Raw genomic sequence first — 14,429 nt, 5'->3', positions numbered from 1 at the left:
TCAGGCCGAGCGCGACAGGGGCAGCGCTGCGGGCCGTTCGTCTTCCAGGTCGAAGGCGAAGGTCTCCACCCGGTTGCGGCCATCGTTCTTGGCCCGGTAGAGCGCGCGGTCGGCCTTGCCGTAGAGCGCGGTCCAGTCCTCGGTTTCGTGGATGAAGGCATCGGCGACCCCGATGCTGGCCGTGATCTGCGCGCCATGCGGCATGTAGGCCCCGCGGATTTCGCCCAGCAACTGCAGCGCAAGGGCAGGATCCAGCGCCTCGCAGCTCGCCAGCAGGGCGAATTCCTCTCCGCCAAGCCGCGCGGCGCAAATGTCGCCGCGTGCGTGGATCGACAGGATCTGGGCGAAGGCCCGTAGCACCTCGTCGCCCATATCGTGTCCGAAACGATCGTTGATCGCCTTGAAGCGGTCGATATCGACCACCATCAGGCGCACATGCTCTCCGCGCTCCGCCAGCGCCGTGAAGCGCTCCATCAGCGCGCGGCGGTTCGCAAGACCGGTGAGCGGGTCGCGCCGTGCCTGTTGCACGGCCGCTGCCTGCGCCTCGACCATCTCCAAGAGCAGCGACTGGTGCCGGTTGATCAGGAAAATCTGGAACGCCACGGCGATCATCTGGCAGCCGGCCAGGATCAGGTTCATCGGCTCGCCGGTGCTGGCAAGCGCCACCGCGATGGGAAGCATGGTGATGAGCAGTGTTGTCACGGCCACGCGGCGCACCGCTGTCAGGCAATACCCCAGCGTGAGCGCGCCGAGCGACATGATCGCGGGGAAGTAGAGCTTGTCCTGCGGAGCCGCCGCGGCCCAGCTCCACACGCACCACAAGCTGCCCATGATGGCGGTGGCGAGGCACAGACGCCAGATCGAGCCGATCGCCTGCTGCGCTTGCCTTGTTCCGTCCACGAAGTCGAAGCGGTGGCGCAGGACGACAATTCCCGTGATGCACAGGATGAAGATCACACCCGGCAGGCCGAAGGATACGACGAGCGGAGCGTTGGTGTTGGTCGCCAGAAGGACGAGCGGCAGGCTCGCCAGGAAGCCGGTGAACATGATGAGCGCCTGCCCGCGCATATGGCGCGCGGTAAGCAGCACGAAGGGTTCGCGCAGATGCGCGGGAATCTCAGGGCCAAGGAGCCCGGTTAAGCGAAGTCGCCCAAGCACGGGATATCCCCTATGCATCAAAAGCTAAATCAGTGTTTACGCGCGGGGCGAAAGTGCGGTGTTTTCACGCTTGTCGATTGCGGGTGTCAGCCCTGCTGACTCGGCGCTCCGCATTGGCTAGGAGCATGGGGCAATGCTGACCCGGCTTTCCATCCGCAACATCGTGCTGATCGAGGCGCTTGACCTAGCCTTCGGGCGGGGGCTCGGCGTGCTGACGGGCGAGACAGGGGCGGGCAAGTCGATCCTGCTCGACGCGCTGGGGCTGGTTCTCGGCAACCGCGCCGACAGCGGGCTGGTGCGCAGCGGGGAAGACAAGGCAAGCGCCATCGCGACGTTCGAATTCAATGCCTTGCCGCAAGGTCTTGCCGAACTGCTCGAAGATGCCGATATCGAGATCGAGGAAGGCGAACCGCTGATCGTGCGCCGCCAGCTCAAGGCCGATGGCAAGAGCAAGGCCTTCGTCAACGACCAGTCGGTCAGCGTCGGCCTGCTACGCTCGATGGCCGCCTTCCTGGTCGAGCTCCACGGCCAGCACGACGATCGCGGGCTGGTCAATCCGCGCGGCCACCGCGCTCTGCTCGACCGATTTGCCGATGCCGACACCGATCGGGTTTCCGGGGCCTGGACCAAATGGCGCGGGGCGGAAGCGGCGCTGGCCGAAGCGCGCGAAGCGGTCGAAACCGCCAAGGCGGACCAGGACCTGCTGCTCGCGCATCTTGCCGAACTCACCGCCTTGGAACCGCAAGCGGGCGAGGAAGCGCGCCTCGCCGAAACGCGCGCCGGCATGCAGAAGGGCGAGAAGCTTTCGGGCGATCTCGAGGAGCTGCGCCACTTGTGGGAAGGCTCGGATTCGCCGCTGGCGCATTTGCGGGTCGCGGCGCGGCGGCTCGACCGGATTGCGCCCGAGCACCCGCTGCTGACCGAAGCGCTCGCCGCGCTCGACCGCGCGGTGATCGAAGCGGGCGAGGCCGAAGAGAAGCTGGAAGCCGCTGCCGAAGCGCTGGTCCATGATCCTGCCGCGCTCGACGCTGCCGAAACGCGCCTGTTCGAACTGCGCGCGCTCGCCCGCAAGCACCGCTGCGAAGTGGACGAGCTGCCCGAAAAGATGCGCGAGATGCGCGCCGCGCTCGAAAGCATCGAGGGCGGGGAAGCCCAGCTTGACGCGCTGGAGGCGGCCGCGAAGGACGCTGGCAACCGCTACCGCGCCGAGGCCGAGGCGCTTCATGCCAATCGCGTGGCCGCCGCGCTGCGGCTGGACGAAGCAGTGGCGCGCGAGCTTGCCCCGCTCAAGCTCGATGCCGCGCGCTTCAAGACCGCCGTGACCGAGCTGCCCGAAGACAAATGGGGCGCGGCCGGCATGGACAGCGTGGAATTCCTCATCGCCACCAACCCCGGCGCCGATTTTGCCCCGCTGGCCAAAATCGCCAGCGGCGGCGAGCTGTCACGCTTCATCCTCGCGCTCAAGGTAGCGCTGGCCGAACAGGGTGGGGCGGCGACAGTGATCTTCGACGAGATCGACCGCGGGGTCGGCGGCGCGGTGGCCAGCGCCATCGGCGAACGCCTCGCGCGGCTGTCGGCGGACGGGCAATTGCTCGCCGTGACCCACAGCCCGCAAGTCGCCGCGCGCGGCCGCACCCACTACATGATCGCCAAGTCGAGCGACGGCACGGTCACCAAGACCAGCGTAGCCCTGCTCAACGAAGACGGCCGCAAGGAAGAAATCGCCCGTATGCTGTCGGGCGCGGAAGTGACGCCGGAAGCAAGGGCGCAGGCAGACCGGTTGCTGGAGGGGGCCTAGTCCCCGTTGCGGGCTGAAGCCTGTTCCAGAAACGCCAGGATCTTCGGCCATTGGTCCGCGCGCGCCGCCATGTCAGACTCCAAAGTGCCGCCCATCCTGCCCAATAGGCGGGTATCGCCCTCGGCGAGGTCGCTTGCGGCACCGAAGCCCCAGTGGCCCGCCTTTTCATAGGCGAGCAATTCTACATCGATCTTGCCCGCAGCTTGGGCCCGTTCGCGAAGGTTGCGGCCCATGGCGCAGCCCGGCCAGAGATTGTCCTTCTCGCCGCAGATCAGCAGCACCGGCCCGCCGATTTTCTCGATGGCTAGCATCGATTCCGCATTGCCATCGGCCGCGGCGCGGCTGCCTTCGAACATGTCGAGCATCGTCGCGCCGGTGAACCATTCGTGCCAGGCGAGCATCTCGTAGCGCGCGTAGGGCACCGGCTCGCCGCCTGCGCTCCAGGAGGATTTGAGGTCCGACATGTCGATCTGGTCGAAGGAGAAGCCCTGCCACACGACGTCGCTCGGCATGGCGGCGATCACGGCGACAATCCGGGGATCGCGGCTGGCGAGCAACAGCGCGCCCTCGGCGCCCTTGGAGTGCCCGATGGCGGCAATGGGCCCATCGGCAATGGCGGGATTGGCTTCCAGCCAGTCGAGCGCGGCGTCGAAAATCTCCAGCGGCACCATGTTGAAGGCGCGGTTCGCCTCGCCGGTCGCGGTGTAGCCGGGGTAGAGCACCGAATAGCCTTCCGCCGCCAACTGCCTTGCAAAGACGTTGCGCGATTCCTTCAGCCCGCCTTCCGAGCCGCCGAGCAGCAGGATAGCCGGGCGGGGGCCATCGCCTTCACCGGGGAAGAAATTGGCCGGCGTGTCGCCCAGCATCACGCGCTCGCCGGAAGCCCCGGCTTCGGCGACCACGATCGGGCGCGGTTCGCGGGTGAACCACATAAAGGCACCCACGCCGACGATCGCCAGCACGATGACCAGGCACCCGATCCCCACTTTGCTGCGTGTACGCATTCCCGCTCCCCTGTTCCCGCTCGCCGGTATGTGCAAAGGCTTGTGAGGACGAGCAAGGACGAAGCAACGATTCTTCGATGAACAGCGTGACCAATCTCACCGAAGCAGACGCCGCTAACGAATTGATGCGGCTGGCAAAAGCGATCGCGCATCACGACCGGCTCTACCACGCCGAGGACGCGCCGGAGATCAGCGATCCCGAATACGATGCGCTGGTGCGCCGCAACGCCGAACTGGAAGCGGCTTTCCCGCATCTCGTGCGCGAGGATTCGCCGAGCCGGAAGGTCGGGCACACGGCGTCTTCTTCGCCGCTCTCCAAGGTGACGCACGAGGTTCGCATGATGAGCCTCGACAACGCCTTCAACGCCGAAGAGGTCGAGGAATGGATCGCGCGCGTGCGGCGCTTCCTCTCTCTGTCAGAAAGCGATCCGGTCGCGTTCACGGCGGAAGACAAGATCGACGGGCTGTCCTGCTCCTTGCGCTACGAAAACGGCACGCTGGTGCGCGCCGCCACGCGCGGGGACGGACAGGTGGGCGAGGATGTGACTGCCAATGTCGCGCACATCTCCGATATTCCGCAGCAGCTGCCAGAGGGCGCGCCCGAGGTCTTCGAGATCCGCGGCGAGGTCTACATGGGCCGGGCGGATTTCGCGGCGCTCAACGCGCGGCAGGAAGAGGAGGGCGGCAAGCTCTTCGCCAATCCGCGCAACGCGGCCGCCGGCTCGCTGCGCCAGAAGGATGCGAGCGTGACCGCGCAGCGTCCGCTCAAGTTCTGGGCGCATGGCTGGGGGGCAGCGTCGGAGGTGCCGGGCGAGACGCAGGAGCAGGTGGTGCGCACGCTGGAGAGCTGGGGTGTCCCGGTCTCGCCGCTGTTCGCGCGCTTCGAAAGCGCGGCCGAGATTGTCGCGCACTACGACAAGATCGCTGCCCAGCGGCCCGATCTGCCCTATGAAATCGATGGCGTGGTCTACAAGGTCGACCGGCTCGACTTCCAGCTGCGCCTCGGCTTCGTCGCCAAGGCCCCGCGCTGGGCGCTGGCGCACAAGTTCCCTGCCGAGCGGGCCGAGACGACGCTTGAGAGCATCGACATCCAGGTCGGGCGGACGGGCAAGCTGACGCCCGTGGGCCGCCTTGCCCCGGTGCTGGTGGGCGGGGTGACGGTAACCAATGTCACGCTCCACAACCGCGACGAGATCGCGCGGCTCGGCGTGCGTCCGGGCGACCGCGTGGTCGTGCAGCGCGCGGGCGATGTTATTCCACAGCTTGTGGACAACCTCACCCGCGAGGTCGAGCGCGAGCCTTTCGTCTTCCCCGAACGCTGCCCGGAGTGCGACAGCGAGGCCGTGGCGGAGGAAGGCGAGGTCGATGTGCGCTGCACAGGCGGTCTCATATGTCCGGCGCAACGCACGGAAAGATTGAAGCATTTCGTCAGTCGCGGCGCGCTCGACATCGACGGGCTGGGCGAGAAAACCATCGACCAGTTCTTTGCCCTCGGCTGGCTCGAAAGCCCTGCCGATATCTTCCGCCTGAAGGACCGCCGCGAGGCCATCCTTGCGCTCGACGGGTGGAAGGAGCGGTCTGTGGATAACCTGTTGGCTTCTGTGGAAGCGCGGCGCGAGCCCGACGCGGCTCGCCTGCTGTTCGGGCTCGGTATCCGCCATGTCGGCGCCGTCACCGCGCGCGACCTGATGAAGCATTTCCACGAATTGCCCGCGCTGCGCGAAGCGGCCGAGCAGGCCAGGGCGGGCGACGAGGACGCCGCCGCCGCGCTCACCTCCATCGACGGCATCGGCAGCGCCGTGGTCGAGGCGCTGGGCGACTTCTTCCACGAAGACCACAACACCGCCGTGTGGGAGGATCTCCTCACGCAGGTCTCGCCCCCGCGCTACGTGGTCGAGACGAAGGAAAGCCCGGTCAGCGGCAAGACGGTGGTCTTCACCGGCAAGCTCGAAACCATGAGCCGCGACGAGGCCAAAGCACAGGCCGAAAGGCTCGGTGCCAAGGCCAGCGGCTCGGTCAGCGCGAAAACCGACCTGCTGGTCGCGGGGCCGGGCGCTGGCAGCAAGCTCAAGAAGGCCGCCGAGCTGGGTATCGAGGTGATCGACGAGGCGGGCTGGGCAGAAATCGTCAAGGGGGCGGGATAGCCGCACACTCGAGGGAGACTACCGAACTATGCTGATTGTCGATGCGCAGGCCGACCTGCGCCGTGCCTACACCGATGGCGGGCCGGGCGTGCTGATTTCGGGCCTCGTTTGGCTCGCGGCATGGTTCGCCGAGAGCAGCAGCGGCACCGCCACCGGTTTTGCCGTGCTCTTCTTCGGCGGCATGCTGATCTATCCGCTCGCGCTGCTGGTGAACCGCGCGCTGCTGCGCCGCGCCGGCGAGCAGAAGGACAATCCCGGCGGACCGCTGGTGATGGAATCGACCATCGCGATGATCGCGGGTCTCTTTGCTGCCTACCTGTTCCTCGACCACGCTCCCGAACTGGTCATGCCGCTCGCCGCGATCATGGTGGGGACCCATTACTTCGCTTTCCGGACGGCCTATGGTGAGAAGGCCTTCTGGATACTTGCCGCAGCGGTCACGCTGGTCGGGTTCGCCGCCATCTACCACTTCCTGCCGCTGCCCGGATCGGTCACGCTGCAGGTTGCGGTGATCGAGATCGCCTTTGGCCTCGGTCTGACCGTGCGGGGTCTGAAAGCATGATCGCGGAAACCCACGAGCAGGCGGTACGGATTGCGGCGCTGCTGCGCGAGCGTGGCGAGAAGATTGCCGTCGCCGATGGCGCGACCGGCGGGATGATCGCCGCCTCGCTGCTGACCGTGCCTGGCGCGCTCGATTTCTTTGTCGGGGGCGGGGTGGTCTATTCCTTCCGTGCTCGCGACGTGCTCTTCGACCTCCCGCGTGAGGCTTACAAGGGCATGCGCGGGGCAAGCGAGGATTACGCGAGGCTTCAGGCGCGCGCGATCCGCGACAATTTCGGCGCGGAATGGGGTATCGCCGAAAGCGGATCGGTCGGCGGCTCGACCCATCCGAGCGGCGCGCCGGCGGGGCGAAGCTGCGCGGCCATCGTCGGCCCGGACGGCTTCGAATTCGTCCGGGTGACCGAAACCGGCAGCGACGAGCGGATCGCCAATATGGAAGCCTTCACCCGCGCGGCCCTGCAAACGCTGGAGGATGCGCTTAGCCGCTGATCAGTCGTTCGGCATGATGTGAATTTCGCGCACCGCCGCGGTGTCGGGCTGGCTGATCGCGAACAGCACGCCGTTCGCAACATCCTCGGGCTGGATCTTGTCGGGCTTGGGTTCGTCGAAGAAAGGTGTGTCGACCATGCCCGGCGTGATCACCGTGCACCGGCCACCCCATTCGCGCATTTCTTCGGCGAGGTTGCCCGCCAGCCCCTGCACGAACCATTTGGTCGCGCCATAGACCGAGCCCTTCAGGTGGTCGCGGCCGGCCTTGGACCCCGTGACGACGAAATGCCCCTTCGTCTTGCGCAGATGTGGCAGGGAGGCGTGCGCGGTGGTCAGCACGGCGAGGACGTTGAGGTGGATCATGGCGTGCCATTCCTGCGGATCGCCGTTTTCCACGCCGGGACTGGAGACCCCGGTCCCTGCGTTGGCGAAGACCGCATCGAGGCCCCCGAAATGGTCGGCGGCGGTATCGATCGCCTGCTTGAGCTCGTCACGATCGGTGACATCGCAGGGCAGGGATAGTGCCTGTTCGCCGATCTCGCCCTTCAGCGCGTCGAGCTTGTCTTTCGACCGCGCGAGCAGCGCGACGCTCCAGCCTGCCGCGGCCGCAGCGCGGGCGGTCGCGGCGCCGATGCCGCTGGAGGCGCCGGTGATGAGCAGGGTCTTTGCCATGAGTGTTCCTTCCAATGTCTCTTCGGGGAAAGAGCGCACGCGCCACCGCCCGGTTCCGACACGGTGCTTGCGGACAATGTCGTTTCTGTCCTCGCCACGCTCCTGCGCCCGCGATAGTCTCGCCACTTCAAGGGGATGATACGGGGGTATCGGGATGATCCGCACAATCCGAAACGCCGTGGTGCGCCGCGCGGACGAGAAGGCGATCGGCCAGGAAGGCAAGCGCTGGGTCCGCTCGTGGATCAACGTCTTTCGCAGCAAGGTCGATGCACGCGTTCCGGCGGACGAAGCCACGCTCGCCCAGCTCGTGACTGAAGGCGAGTACTGCTGCGTCGGCAAGTCCCATTCCTACAACGGGGTCCAGGTCGTCCCCAGCGCCACCGCAATGATGATGCGCGAAGGCGGGCTCGACACGCTGGAATACGATCCGGCCACCGAGACGGTGCGCGTGGGCGCCTCGGTCTCGGTGCGCGAACTCAAGACCTATCTGTGCGACAAGCATCACCGCGGGCTGCACAATTCGGGCAATTACATGGAGCAATCGGTGGTCGGCGCGCTGGCGACCGGGACCCATGGTTTCGGGCCGCGCGGCGTGATGGCCGACAGCATTGTGGAGCTCAGCTTTCTCGACGGGGCAGGGCAGCGGCGGACGCTCGCGAAGGGCGATCCCGATTTCGACTATGTCGCGCTGTCCTTCGGCACGATCGCGCCGATCGTAGAGCTGGTGCTCGAGACCAAGCCGCTCGAACCCTATGTTTCGGTCAGCTCGATGAGCCGGCTGTCCAAGCTCGACGAGCTGAAGGCGGGCGCGCTGGCAGCGAACTGGGCGGTGCTCCCCTATTCGGACCGCGAGGATCCGGTGATCATGCTCCACGCGCTGGCCGAATGCGACCAGGCGACCGAGCTCGAGGCTCACCCCAAGGCGAAAGGCGGCAGCGGCCACTTCGCCAAGTGGTTCCTGCGCCACTATTACAATTTCGACCGGTTCCTGCCGAAGTTCCGCCGCCCGATGCAGCGCTTCATCGGCTGGCTCGACCTGAAGCAGAGCGAGAGGGTCATCACGGATCCCAAGGACCTCGACTATCTCTACGATCCCAAGCCCGGACTGAAGGAAAAGCGCGCTCCAAGCATCACGCGCGGCCTCTTCTCCACGACCTACACTGGCTACAATCTCGCTTTCTTCGTGCCGCTCGACAAGGCGCAGGCGGTGGTGAAGTTCCTGATCCGCGAGGCGGACGATCTGCGCGACCTCGGCTTCTTCCTCAAGGGCGTGATTTCGGTGCGCGAACTGCCCGGCACGGCCGGTCCGGTGTTCGCCGCCAACGCGTGGGAGCCGATGGCTGCGATCGACCTCTTCGCCGACCCGCGCGACTACGCATGGCTCGAACGGTTGCAGCGGCTAGTGATGCAATACGAACCCAAGACGCGGCCCCATTTCGGCAAGAGCGCGCTGGGGCCGGATTATTGCGAAGCGCTGGGCCCCTCGCACATCGGCACGTTGATGAGCATTCACGCCAAGCATTACCCGCGCGGCCAGCTGCTCTTCTCCGAACGGGTCCGCTCGATGCTCGGCGTGGGCCGCCCCGTCGCAGGCGAAGCAGCTGCGGATTCGGGACTAGTCTCCTGAAAAATGTGGGGAACCTGCGCGCGCTCGCCCGTTGATCGGGTGTGACCGCTAGTTTCCGCTTCCTGCTCTTCGGCGTCCCGCTCCTGCTGCTGGCGCTGCTTGTCGTGTGGCTGCCAGCGCTGGAGCGGCGCAGCGGCGATCCCCTGGTCGAGCAGGCCGAAACGGCTATCGAAGATCAGGTGCTCAGCCCTGCGCAGGTAGCGCTCGACCGTGAGCTCAGCCGCATCGGCGGCACCTTTCCCGGCCACACGGGCATTGCCGTGCGCGACATTGCCGCGGGCGAAACGCTCCATTTCAACGGGCTCGAGATGTTCCCGCAGCAGAGCGTGAGCAAGCTGTGGGTCGCCATGACCGCGCTGGAGGAGGCCGATGAAGAGCGCCTTGATCTGGCGGAGCGGGTGGAGATCCGCTTCGACGATCTGACCGTCTTTTACCAGCCGATCCGCAACACGGTGCGGCGGCAGGGCTATTTCGTATCCGACTACGCCGATCTGATCGACCGCGCCATCACGCAGAGCGACAATACCGCCAACGACCGGATCCTGCGGCGTGTCGGCGGGCCGGAGGCGGTGCAGGACTTCCTTGACCAGAACGGCCTGTCGAGCATCCGCTTCGGCACCGACGAGCGGACCAAGCAGAGCGCGATCGCAGGGCTCGAATGGCGGCAGGCCTTTTCCATCGGACCGGCCTTCTTCGAGGCGCGCGACCGGGTGCCCGAGGCGCGCCGGCGCGAGGCCTTCGAAAGCTACCTTGCCGATCCGGTCGATGGCGCGCCTCCCGTAGCTATTGCCGAGGCGCTGGGGCGGCTTGCGCGCGGTGACCTGCTGTCGCCCGGCGCCACCGCGACGCTGCTATCCACGCTCGAGCGCACCAAGAGCGGGCCCAACCGCCTGAAGGCCGGCGCGCCCGAGGGCTGGGTGGTGCGCCACAAGACCGGCACCGGACAATTCTACGATGGTGAGCAATCGGGATATAACGATGTGGGCCTGATCACCTCGCCCGAGGGACGGACCTACGCCGTCGTGGTAATGATCGCCCGGACGCGCGCGCCGACGCCCGACCGGATGGCAATGATGCAGGAGGTGGTACGCGCGGCCGTGCGCTACGATGCGGTGCGCTACGCCGATCGGGCTTCGGCGGGCTCGCCTGAAACAGGAGCCGGTTCGCGCGCCACGATGCCGTAGCCGATATTGGCCCAGACCCGCTCGTGGAAGAAGTAGAGGATCAGCTTGGTCACCACTTCCAGGCCCCCGATTGAGGCGGCCGTGGCGATATTGCCGGTGAATATCCACGCGAGCAGCATAGTGTCGAGCGAGGCGAGGATACGCCAGGTCGCGGTCTTGGTGGTACTGCGCGAATAGCTTTCCTTGCGGCGTTGCCCGCTGAGAGACGTTCCCCAGCGGTTCCATTCCCAGAAACGCTCGTGGAAGTAGTAGAGGATCATCTTGGTGACGACCTCGGCAAAGGCGATCAGGCTGGCCGTGCCAAGCGCTTCGGACGGGCTGTGTTCAAGCCCGAAGACCGGGCCGAGATAGGTGATCAGCAGGAACGAGATCAGCAGCGTGTCGAGCGAGCCGACAATGCGCCACGAGATTGCCTTCGCCAGCGATCGGCGACGGGTTACCAGCGGATGGTCCGCCGATGCAGGGGCACTCGAATCGGGCCCATCGATCGGCTGCTCGGAAGCGTCGCGCATGGCGGCGCTTTTAGGCTCTGCTACAGGGGCTTGTCGAGCGAATGGTTAGGTATCCATTGCATGACACCGCCCGCCAGCGGGGTCCAGGATCCGACCCGAACACCGGCAGCGGCCAGCGTGTCGCTCGTCCACTGGTTGCAGGTGTTGAACAGGTGGTAGGTGCCCGGCGCGTCATAGAAGACATCCTGGCTGTAATAGCCGGGGTAGCGGCCGCGCTCAGCGAGTGGCAGGACCTGCGTTTCGATGGCCGCCACCAGCCGTGCGTATTCGTCCTCACTCAGCCTCAGCGGGCGCAAGTGATCCTGCGGGGCAGGGCGGACATAATGCGCGATGTGGAGCAGGCTGTCCCCGCTGACCACGGCGCCCGCAATGGTCGAGAGGGTGATGTCGCTCCAGGTCGGCGTGTTGAGAAAAACCTCGCGCTCGCCCCAGCTGACCGAGACATGGGTATAGGGGCGGCCGGGCGCGGCCAGATCGCTCGCCGGGAAGTCGGCGCGCCAGTCCTTTTGCTCGGTGACCAGCGGCATGACGATGGCCGTATGCACACCGTTGGTTTCGATGAGGATCTCAACCCCGTCCTCCGGTGCTACCCAATCCGAATTGCGCGGAATGGCGCTGCCGATCCAGGCGGACAGAAGGAAGAGCGTGATCAGCGTCGCCGGGATCGCCAACGCCCAGGCAAGCGCCTTGCCTGCGCGTTTCACCGCACCCGGCTCTTGCGCAGCCACAGGATCGACCAGTCGCCGTTCACCAGCCGCCGCGCAAGGCGGAAACCGCGCGCACGGTAGGCCGCACGCACCCGCGGCTCCTGCGTTTCGAGGAGGCCGGCGAGCATCAGGTTTCCGCCCGGCGGGATCGCCTCGGCAAAGGACGGCGCAAGCTCAACCAGCGGCCCGGCAAGGATGTTGGCGATGAACAGGTCATACGGGCCGCGCAGCTTCAGCAGCGCATCGTCCATGCCATCGGCAATGACCATGGTGAGCGCACCCGGACCGTCGCCTTCGGCAACCCCGTTGGTCGCCATGTTGTCGCGCACGACGCCGGCGCAGACCGGGTCGATGTCCGAGGCCGTTGCCTTGGCCCCGGGCCACAGGTGCATGGCGGCAAAGGCGAGCAGGCCGGTGCCGGTGCCGACATCGATATGGTTGCGCGCAACCACGCCTTCCTGCTTCATCCGGTCGAGCATGGCGAGGCAGCCGGCGGTTGTTTCGTGCTGGCCGGTGCCGAAGGCCTGGCTTGCGGGAATGACGAAATCGACCATTGCCGGGTCGGCCGGATGCTCGGGCGTGCGGACATGGAAGCGCCCTGCACGGATCGGGTCGACCCCCTTCTGGCTTTCGGTCACCCAGTCGGTGTCGGGTAGCTTGATCACCTCGAATTCGGGCGCTTTGCCTGCGAAGAGCGCAGCGACGCGTTTGACGTCGGCGGCCTTCGGCTTGCGGTCGAGATAGACTTCGAAGGTCCAGTCATCGGGCTGGTCGTCGGCCACTTCCATGCCGGTCACCACCCATTCGACCGGCCAGTCGATCGCTTCTTCGTGTGCGACAAGCGCGGCCTTGGCGACGTCCTTCGTGACCTCGGCATAGATCTTCCAGCTGTCAGCCACCGGCGGCCTCCTTGGCGAGGCGCTTGTCGAGGCGGGCTTCGACGGCATCCGCATATTGCGTGCAGGTCATTCCCCCCACCAGCGAGCCGGTCGCCGCGCGCTTGACCATGCCGCTGGCCGAAGGGTGCGGGGTGAGGAGTATGTCGCAGTCGATCTTGCGCAAGCGCGAGAGGCCATGGCGATAGTGCGCGAGATATTCCGGATGGTCGGAGAAGCGGTAGCTGTCGCTGCTCACCGGCGAGAGGCTGTCGGCATAGACGATGGTCTTGCAGTCGCCCGCCGTGTCGCAATCGGTCCATTGCCAGCTGAGCGCTCCGGGTGAATGGCCGGGGGTGGCGATTGCGGTGAGCTCCGCCGTTTCCGAGCGGACGGTCTGGCCGTCATGAACGATGACATCGACCTTGGCCGGTTTCATGGGCTCATGCATGCCGAATTGCGGATCTTCTGGATGGTCTTCGCCTGAGGAGAACACAGCCACCGCCTGCGGTGCGGAGACGATATGTGCGCCGCTCGCCTCCTGCACCAGCGCATGGCCGCCGACATGGTCGAAATGCTCGTGGCTGTAGAGGATGCTTGCGATCTCTTCGGGCCGGAAGCCGAGCTTGCCGATATTCTCAAGGACGACCTTCCCACCCGCTTCGGTGCCGGTGTCGATCAGCAAGTGGCCGCCTTCGCCTGCCACGAGGATGGCCGAGATGCCGCAAGTGCCGACGTAATAGGTCGATCCGTGGATCAGGTAGGGCGGTGCGGGTTTGTCCCACTCGTCCCATTGCGAGCAGCCCTCGGCCCACTGCTGGGGCGTCACCTGTTCGGCCACGGGGAGCGGCGCGAGGGTCTGGATCGGCGGGGCACAGGCAGCCAGACCCAATGAACTAGCGCAGACGGCAATCCTAGCGAACATAGCTGGCTCCGTTGGCGTCGAGCGTGGCGCCGGTAAGGCTTGCCGGAGCGTCGAGCGCGCAGAATTCGATGACTTTCGCGATTTCCTCCGGCTCGGCGACGCGCCCAAGCGGGATATCGGCGAGGAGGCCCGCGCCGCCCCGGCTTTCGAGGTAGTCGCCCGCCATCGCGGTATCGGTGAAGCCGGGCGTGATCGCAAAGCTCAGGATGCCCTCGGCTGCGTATTGCCGGGCGATGGTCTTGTGCATCGCCAGCATCCCGCCCTTGCTTGCGGCATAGTGCCAGTGCGCGGGCGAATCCCCGCGGTGCCCCGCGCGGCTGGCGACATGCACGATCCGCCCGCCCACGCCGCGTTCCTGCCAGTGCTTCACTGCAAAGCGCGACAGCTGCGCCGAGGCCGTGAGGTTGATGCGCATGGTGTCTTCCCACGCGTCGAGCCATTCGATGTCCGATCGCTCGATCGGGTTGGGATCGAACAGGCCTGCGTTGTTCACCAGCACGTCGATTTCGCCGCCCGCGCGGGCGAGGGCGGCTTCCCACAATTCATGCGGCGCGCCGGGCTCGCAAAAGTCGGCGGGAACGGTGTCGACCGCGGTGCTTTTGGTCGCCTGACCGATGACCTTTGCGCCGCGCTTCTCGAGCGCAGCCTTGGCCGCTGCGCCGATTCCGCGGCTCGAGCCGGTGAGGAGGATGCATGTCATGCAAAGGCTCTTCGAAAAATTTGCGCAACTTGTCGAGGCCGCGCGCCTTGTCACACACGGTCATATCGCTAAG

The 14,429-nt window shown here is 66.2% G+C and carries 14 protein-coding genes; 6 read left to right on the top strand and 8 right to left on the bottom strand.

What is annotated here, in order from left to right:
- Entirely contained in the window at window positions 1-1,089 is a 1,089-nt protein-coding gene (locus KUV82_RS09165) for a GGDEF domain-containing protein (protein ID WP_219953991.1), read from the bottom strand.
- 202 nt (window positions 1,090-1,291) lie between these two features.
- Here KUV82_RS09165 and recN point away from each other — a divergent pair, with 202 nt between their 5' ends.
- Window positions 1,292-2,956: a DNA repair protein RecN gene (gene recN / locus KUV82_RS09160; RefSeq protein ID WP_219953990.1), complete on the top strand. Its 1,665-nt coding sequence runs from the start codon at window positions 1,292-1,294 to the stop codon at window positions 2,954-2,956.
- On the opposite strand, the gene KUV82_RS09155 is transcribed toward recN, so the two are convergent.
- Complete coding sequence (locus KUV82_RS09155) at window positions 2,953-3,960, bottom strand: acyl-CoA thioester hydrolase/BAAT C-terminal domain-containing protein (RefSeq protein ID WP_219953989.1); 1,008 nt, start codon at window positions 3,958-3,960, stop codon at window positions 2,953-2,955. The two genes, recN and KUV82_RS09155, sit on opposite strands and share 4 nt — an antisense overlap.
- A gap of 77 nt (window positions 3,961-4,037) precedes the next feature.
- Here KUV82_RS09155 and ligA point away from each other — a divergent pair, with 77 nt between their 5' ends.
- Genes ligA through KUV82_RS09140 form a run of 3 tightly spaced genes read left to right on the top strand, consistent with a single transcriptional unit; the run spans window position 4,038 to window position 7,154 of the window.
- On the top strand, window positions 4,038-6,104 hold the full coding sequence (gene ligA / locus KUV82_RS09150) for an NAD-dependent DNA ligase LigA (RefSeq protein ID WP_219953988.1): 2,067 nt from the start codon (window positions 4,038-4,040) through the stop codon (window positions 6,102-6,104).
- Between the two features lie 28 nt (window positions 6,105-6,132).
- Window positions 6,133-6,666 carry a DUF7010 family protein gene (locus tag KUV82_RS09145; RefSeq protein ID WP_219953987.1) on the top strand — a complete coding sequence of 178 codons (534 nt, stop codon included), beginning with the start codon at window positions 6,133-6,135 and terminating at the stop codon, window positions 6,664-6,666.
- Window positions 6,663-7,154, top strand: a complete 492-nt coding sequence (locus tag KUV82_RS09140; RefSeq protein WP_219953986.1) for a CinA family protein — start codon at window positions 6,663-6,665, stop codon at window positions 7,152-7,154. Before KUV82_RS09145 ends, KUV82_RS09140 begins: the two co-directional genes overlap by 4 nt.
- Here the strand turns inward: KUV82_RS09140 and KUV82_RS09135 are convergent, their stop codons facing one another.
- The gene (locus KUV82_RS09135) at window positions 7,155-7,826 is read right to left on the bottom strand and encodes an SDR family oxidoreductase (RefSeq protein WP_219953985.1); all 672 of its coding nucleotides are present in this window, start codon (window positions 7,824-7,826) and stop codon (window positions 7,155-7,157) included.
- 154 nt (window positions 7,827-7,980) lie between these two features.
- On the opposite strand from KUV82_RS09135, the gene KUV82_RS09130 reads away from it, so the two are divergent.
- Window positions 7,981-9,453: an FAD-binding protein gene (locus KUV82_RS09130; protein WP_219953984.1), complete on the top strand. Its 1,473-nt coding sequence runs from the start codon at window positions 7,981-7,983 to the stop codon at window positions 9,451-9,453.
- A gap of 41 nt (window positions 9,454-9,494) precedes the next feature.
- Entirely contained in the window at window positions 9,495-10,637 is a 1,143-nt protein-coding gene (locus KUV82_RS09125; protein WP_219953983.1) for a serine hydrolase, read from the top strand.
- Here the strand turns inward: KUV82_RS09125 and KUV82_RS14230 are convergent.
- Genes KUV82_RS14230 through KUV82_RS09100 form a run of 5 tightly spaced genes read right to left on the bottom strand, consistent with a single transcriptional unit; the run spans window position 10,571 to window position 14,356 of the window.
- Window positions 10,571-11,149, bottom strand: a complete 579-nt coding sequence (locus KUV82_RS14230) for a DUF2061 domain-containing protein (RefSeq protein ID WP_258319703.1) — start codon at window positions 11,147-11,149, stop codon at window positions 10,571-10,573. The two genes, KUV82_RS09125 and KUV82_RS14230, sit on opposite strands and share 67 nt — an antisense overlap.
- A gap of 20 nt (window positions 11,150-11,169) precedes the next feature.
- On the bottom strand, window positions 11,170-11,853 hold the full coding sequence (locus tag KUV82_RS09115) for a DUF2459 domain-containing protein (protein ID WP_258319702.1): 684 nt from the start codon (window positions 11,851-11,853) through the stop codon (window positions 11,170-11,172).
- Window positions 11,850-12,755: a 50S ribosomal protein L11 methyltransferase gene (locus KUV82_RS09110; RefSeq protein WP_258319701.1), complete on the bottom strand. Its 906-nt coding sequence runs from the start codon at window positions 12,753-12,755 to the stop codon at window positions 11,850-11,852. Before KUV82_RS09110 ends, KUV82_RS09115 begins: the two co-directional genes overlap by 4 nt.
- Complete coding sequence (gene bla, locus KUV82_RS09105; protein ID WP_219953981.1) at window positions 12,748-13,656, bottom strand: subclass B3 metallo-beta-lactamase; 909 nt, start codon at window positions 13,654-13,656, stop codon at window positions 12,748-12,750. The genes KUV82_RS09110 and bla overlap by 8 nt, the downstream gene beginning before the upstream one ends.
- On the bottom strand, window positions 13,646-14,356 hold the full coding sequence (locus tag KUV82_RS09100) for an SDR family NAD(P)-dependent oxidoreductase (protein ID WP_219953980.1): 711 nt from the start codon (window positions 14,354-14,356) through the stop codon (window positions 13,646-13,648). Before KUV82_RS09100 ends, bla begins: the two co-directional genes overlap by 11 nt.
- Between the last annotated feature and the right edge of the window lie 73 nt (window positions 14,357-14,429).

The sequence above is a fragment of the Qipengyuania flava genome (assembly GCF_019448255.1).
Lineage (GTDB): Bacteria > Pseudomonadota > Alphaproteobacteria > Sphingomonadales > Sphingomonadaceae > Qipengyuania > Qipengyuania flava_A.
The sequence above is the reverse complement of the archived record's forward strand: the minus strand, read 5'-3'. Positions and strand labels throughout refer to the sequence as shown.

Excerpts from the sequence above, each read along its gene's own strand:
- recN (WP_219953990.1), top strand. The coding sequence starts at position 1,292 with ATGCTGACCCGGCTTTCCATCCGCAACATCGTGCTGATCGAGGCGCTT.
- KUV82_RS09155 (WP_219953989.1), bottom strand. The coding sequence starts at position 3,960 with ATGCGTACACGCAGCAAAGTGGGGATCGGGTGCCTGGTCATCGTGCTG.
- ligA (WP_219953988.1), top strand. The coding sequence starts at position 4,038 with ATGAACAGCGTGACCAATCTCACCGAAGCAGACGCCGCTAACGAATTG.
- KUV82_RS09145 (WP_219953987.1), top strand. The coding sequence starts at position 6,133 with ATGCTGATTGTCGATGCGCAGGCCGACCTGCGCCGTGCCTACACCGAT.
- KUV82_RS09140 (WP_219953986.1), top strand. The coding sequence starts at position 6,663 with ATGATCGCGGAAACCCACGAGCAGGCGGTACGGATTGCGGCGCTGCTG.
- KUV82_RS09135 (WP_219953985.1), bottom strand. The coding sequence starts at position 7,826 with ATGGCAAAGACCCTGCTCATCACCGGCGCCTCCAGCGGCATCGGCGCC.
- KUV82_RS09130 (WP_219953984.1), top strand. The coding sequence starts at position 7,981 with ATGATCCGCACAATCCGAAACGCCGTGGTGCGCCGCGCGGACGAGAAG.
- KUV82_RS14230 (WP_258319703.1), bottom strand. The coding sequence starts at position 11,149 with ATGCGCGACGCTTCCGAGCAGCCGATCGATGGGCCCGATTCGAGTGCC.
- bla (WP_219953981.1), bottom strand. The coding sequence starts at position 13,656 with ATGTTCGCTAGGATTGCCGTCTGCGCTAGTTCATTGGGTCTGGCTGCC.
- KUV82_RS09100 (WP_219953980.1), bottom strand. The coding sequence starts at position 14,356 with ATGACATGCATCCTCCTCACCGGCTCGAGCCGCGGAATCGGCGCAGCG.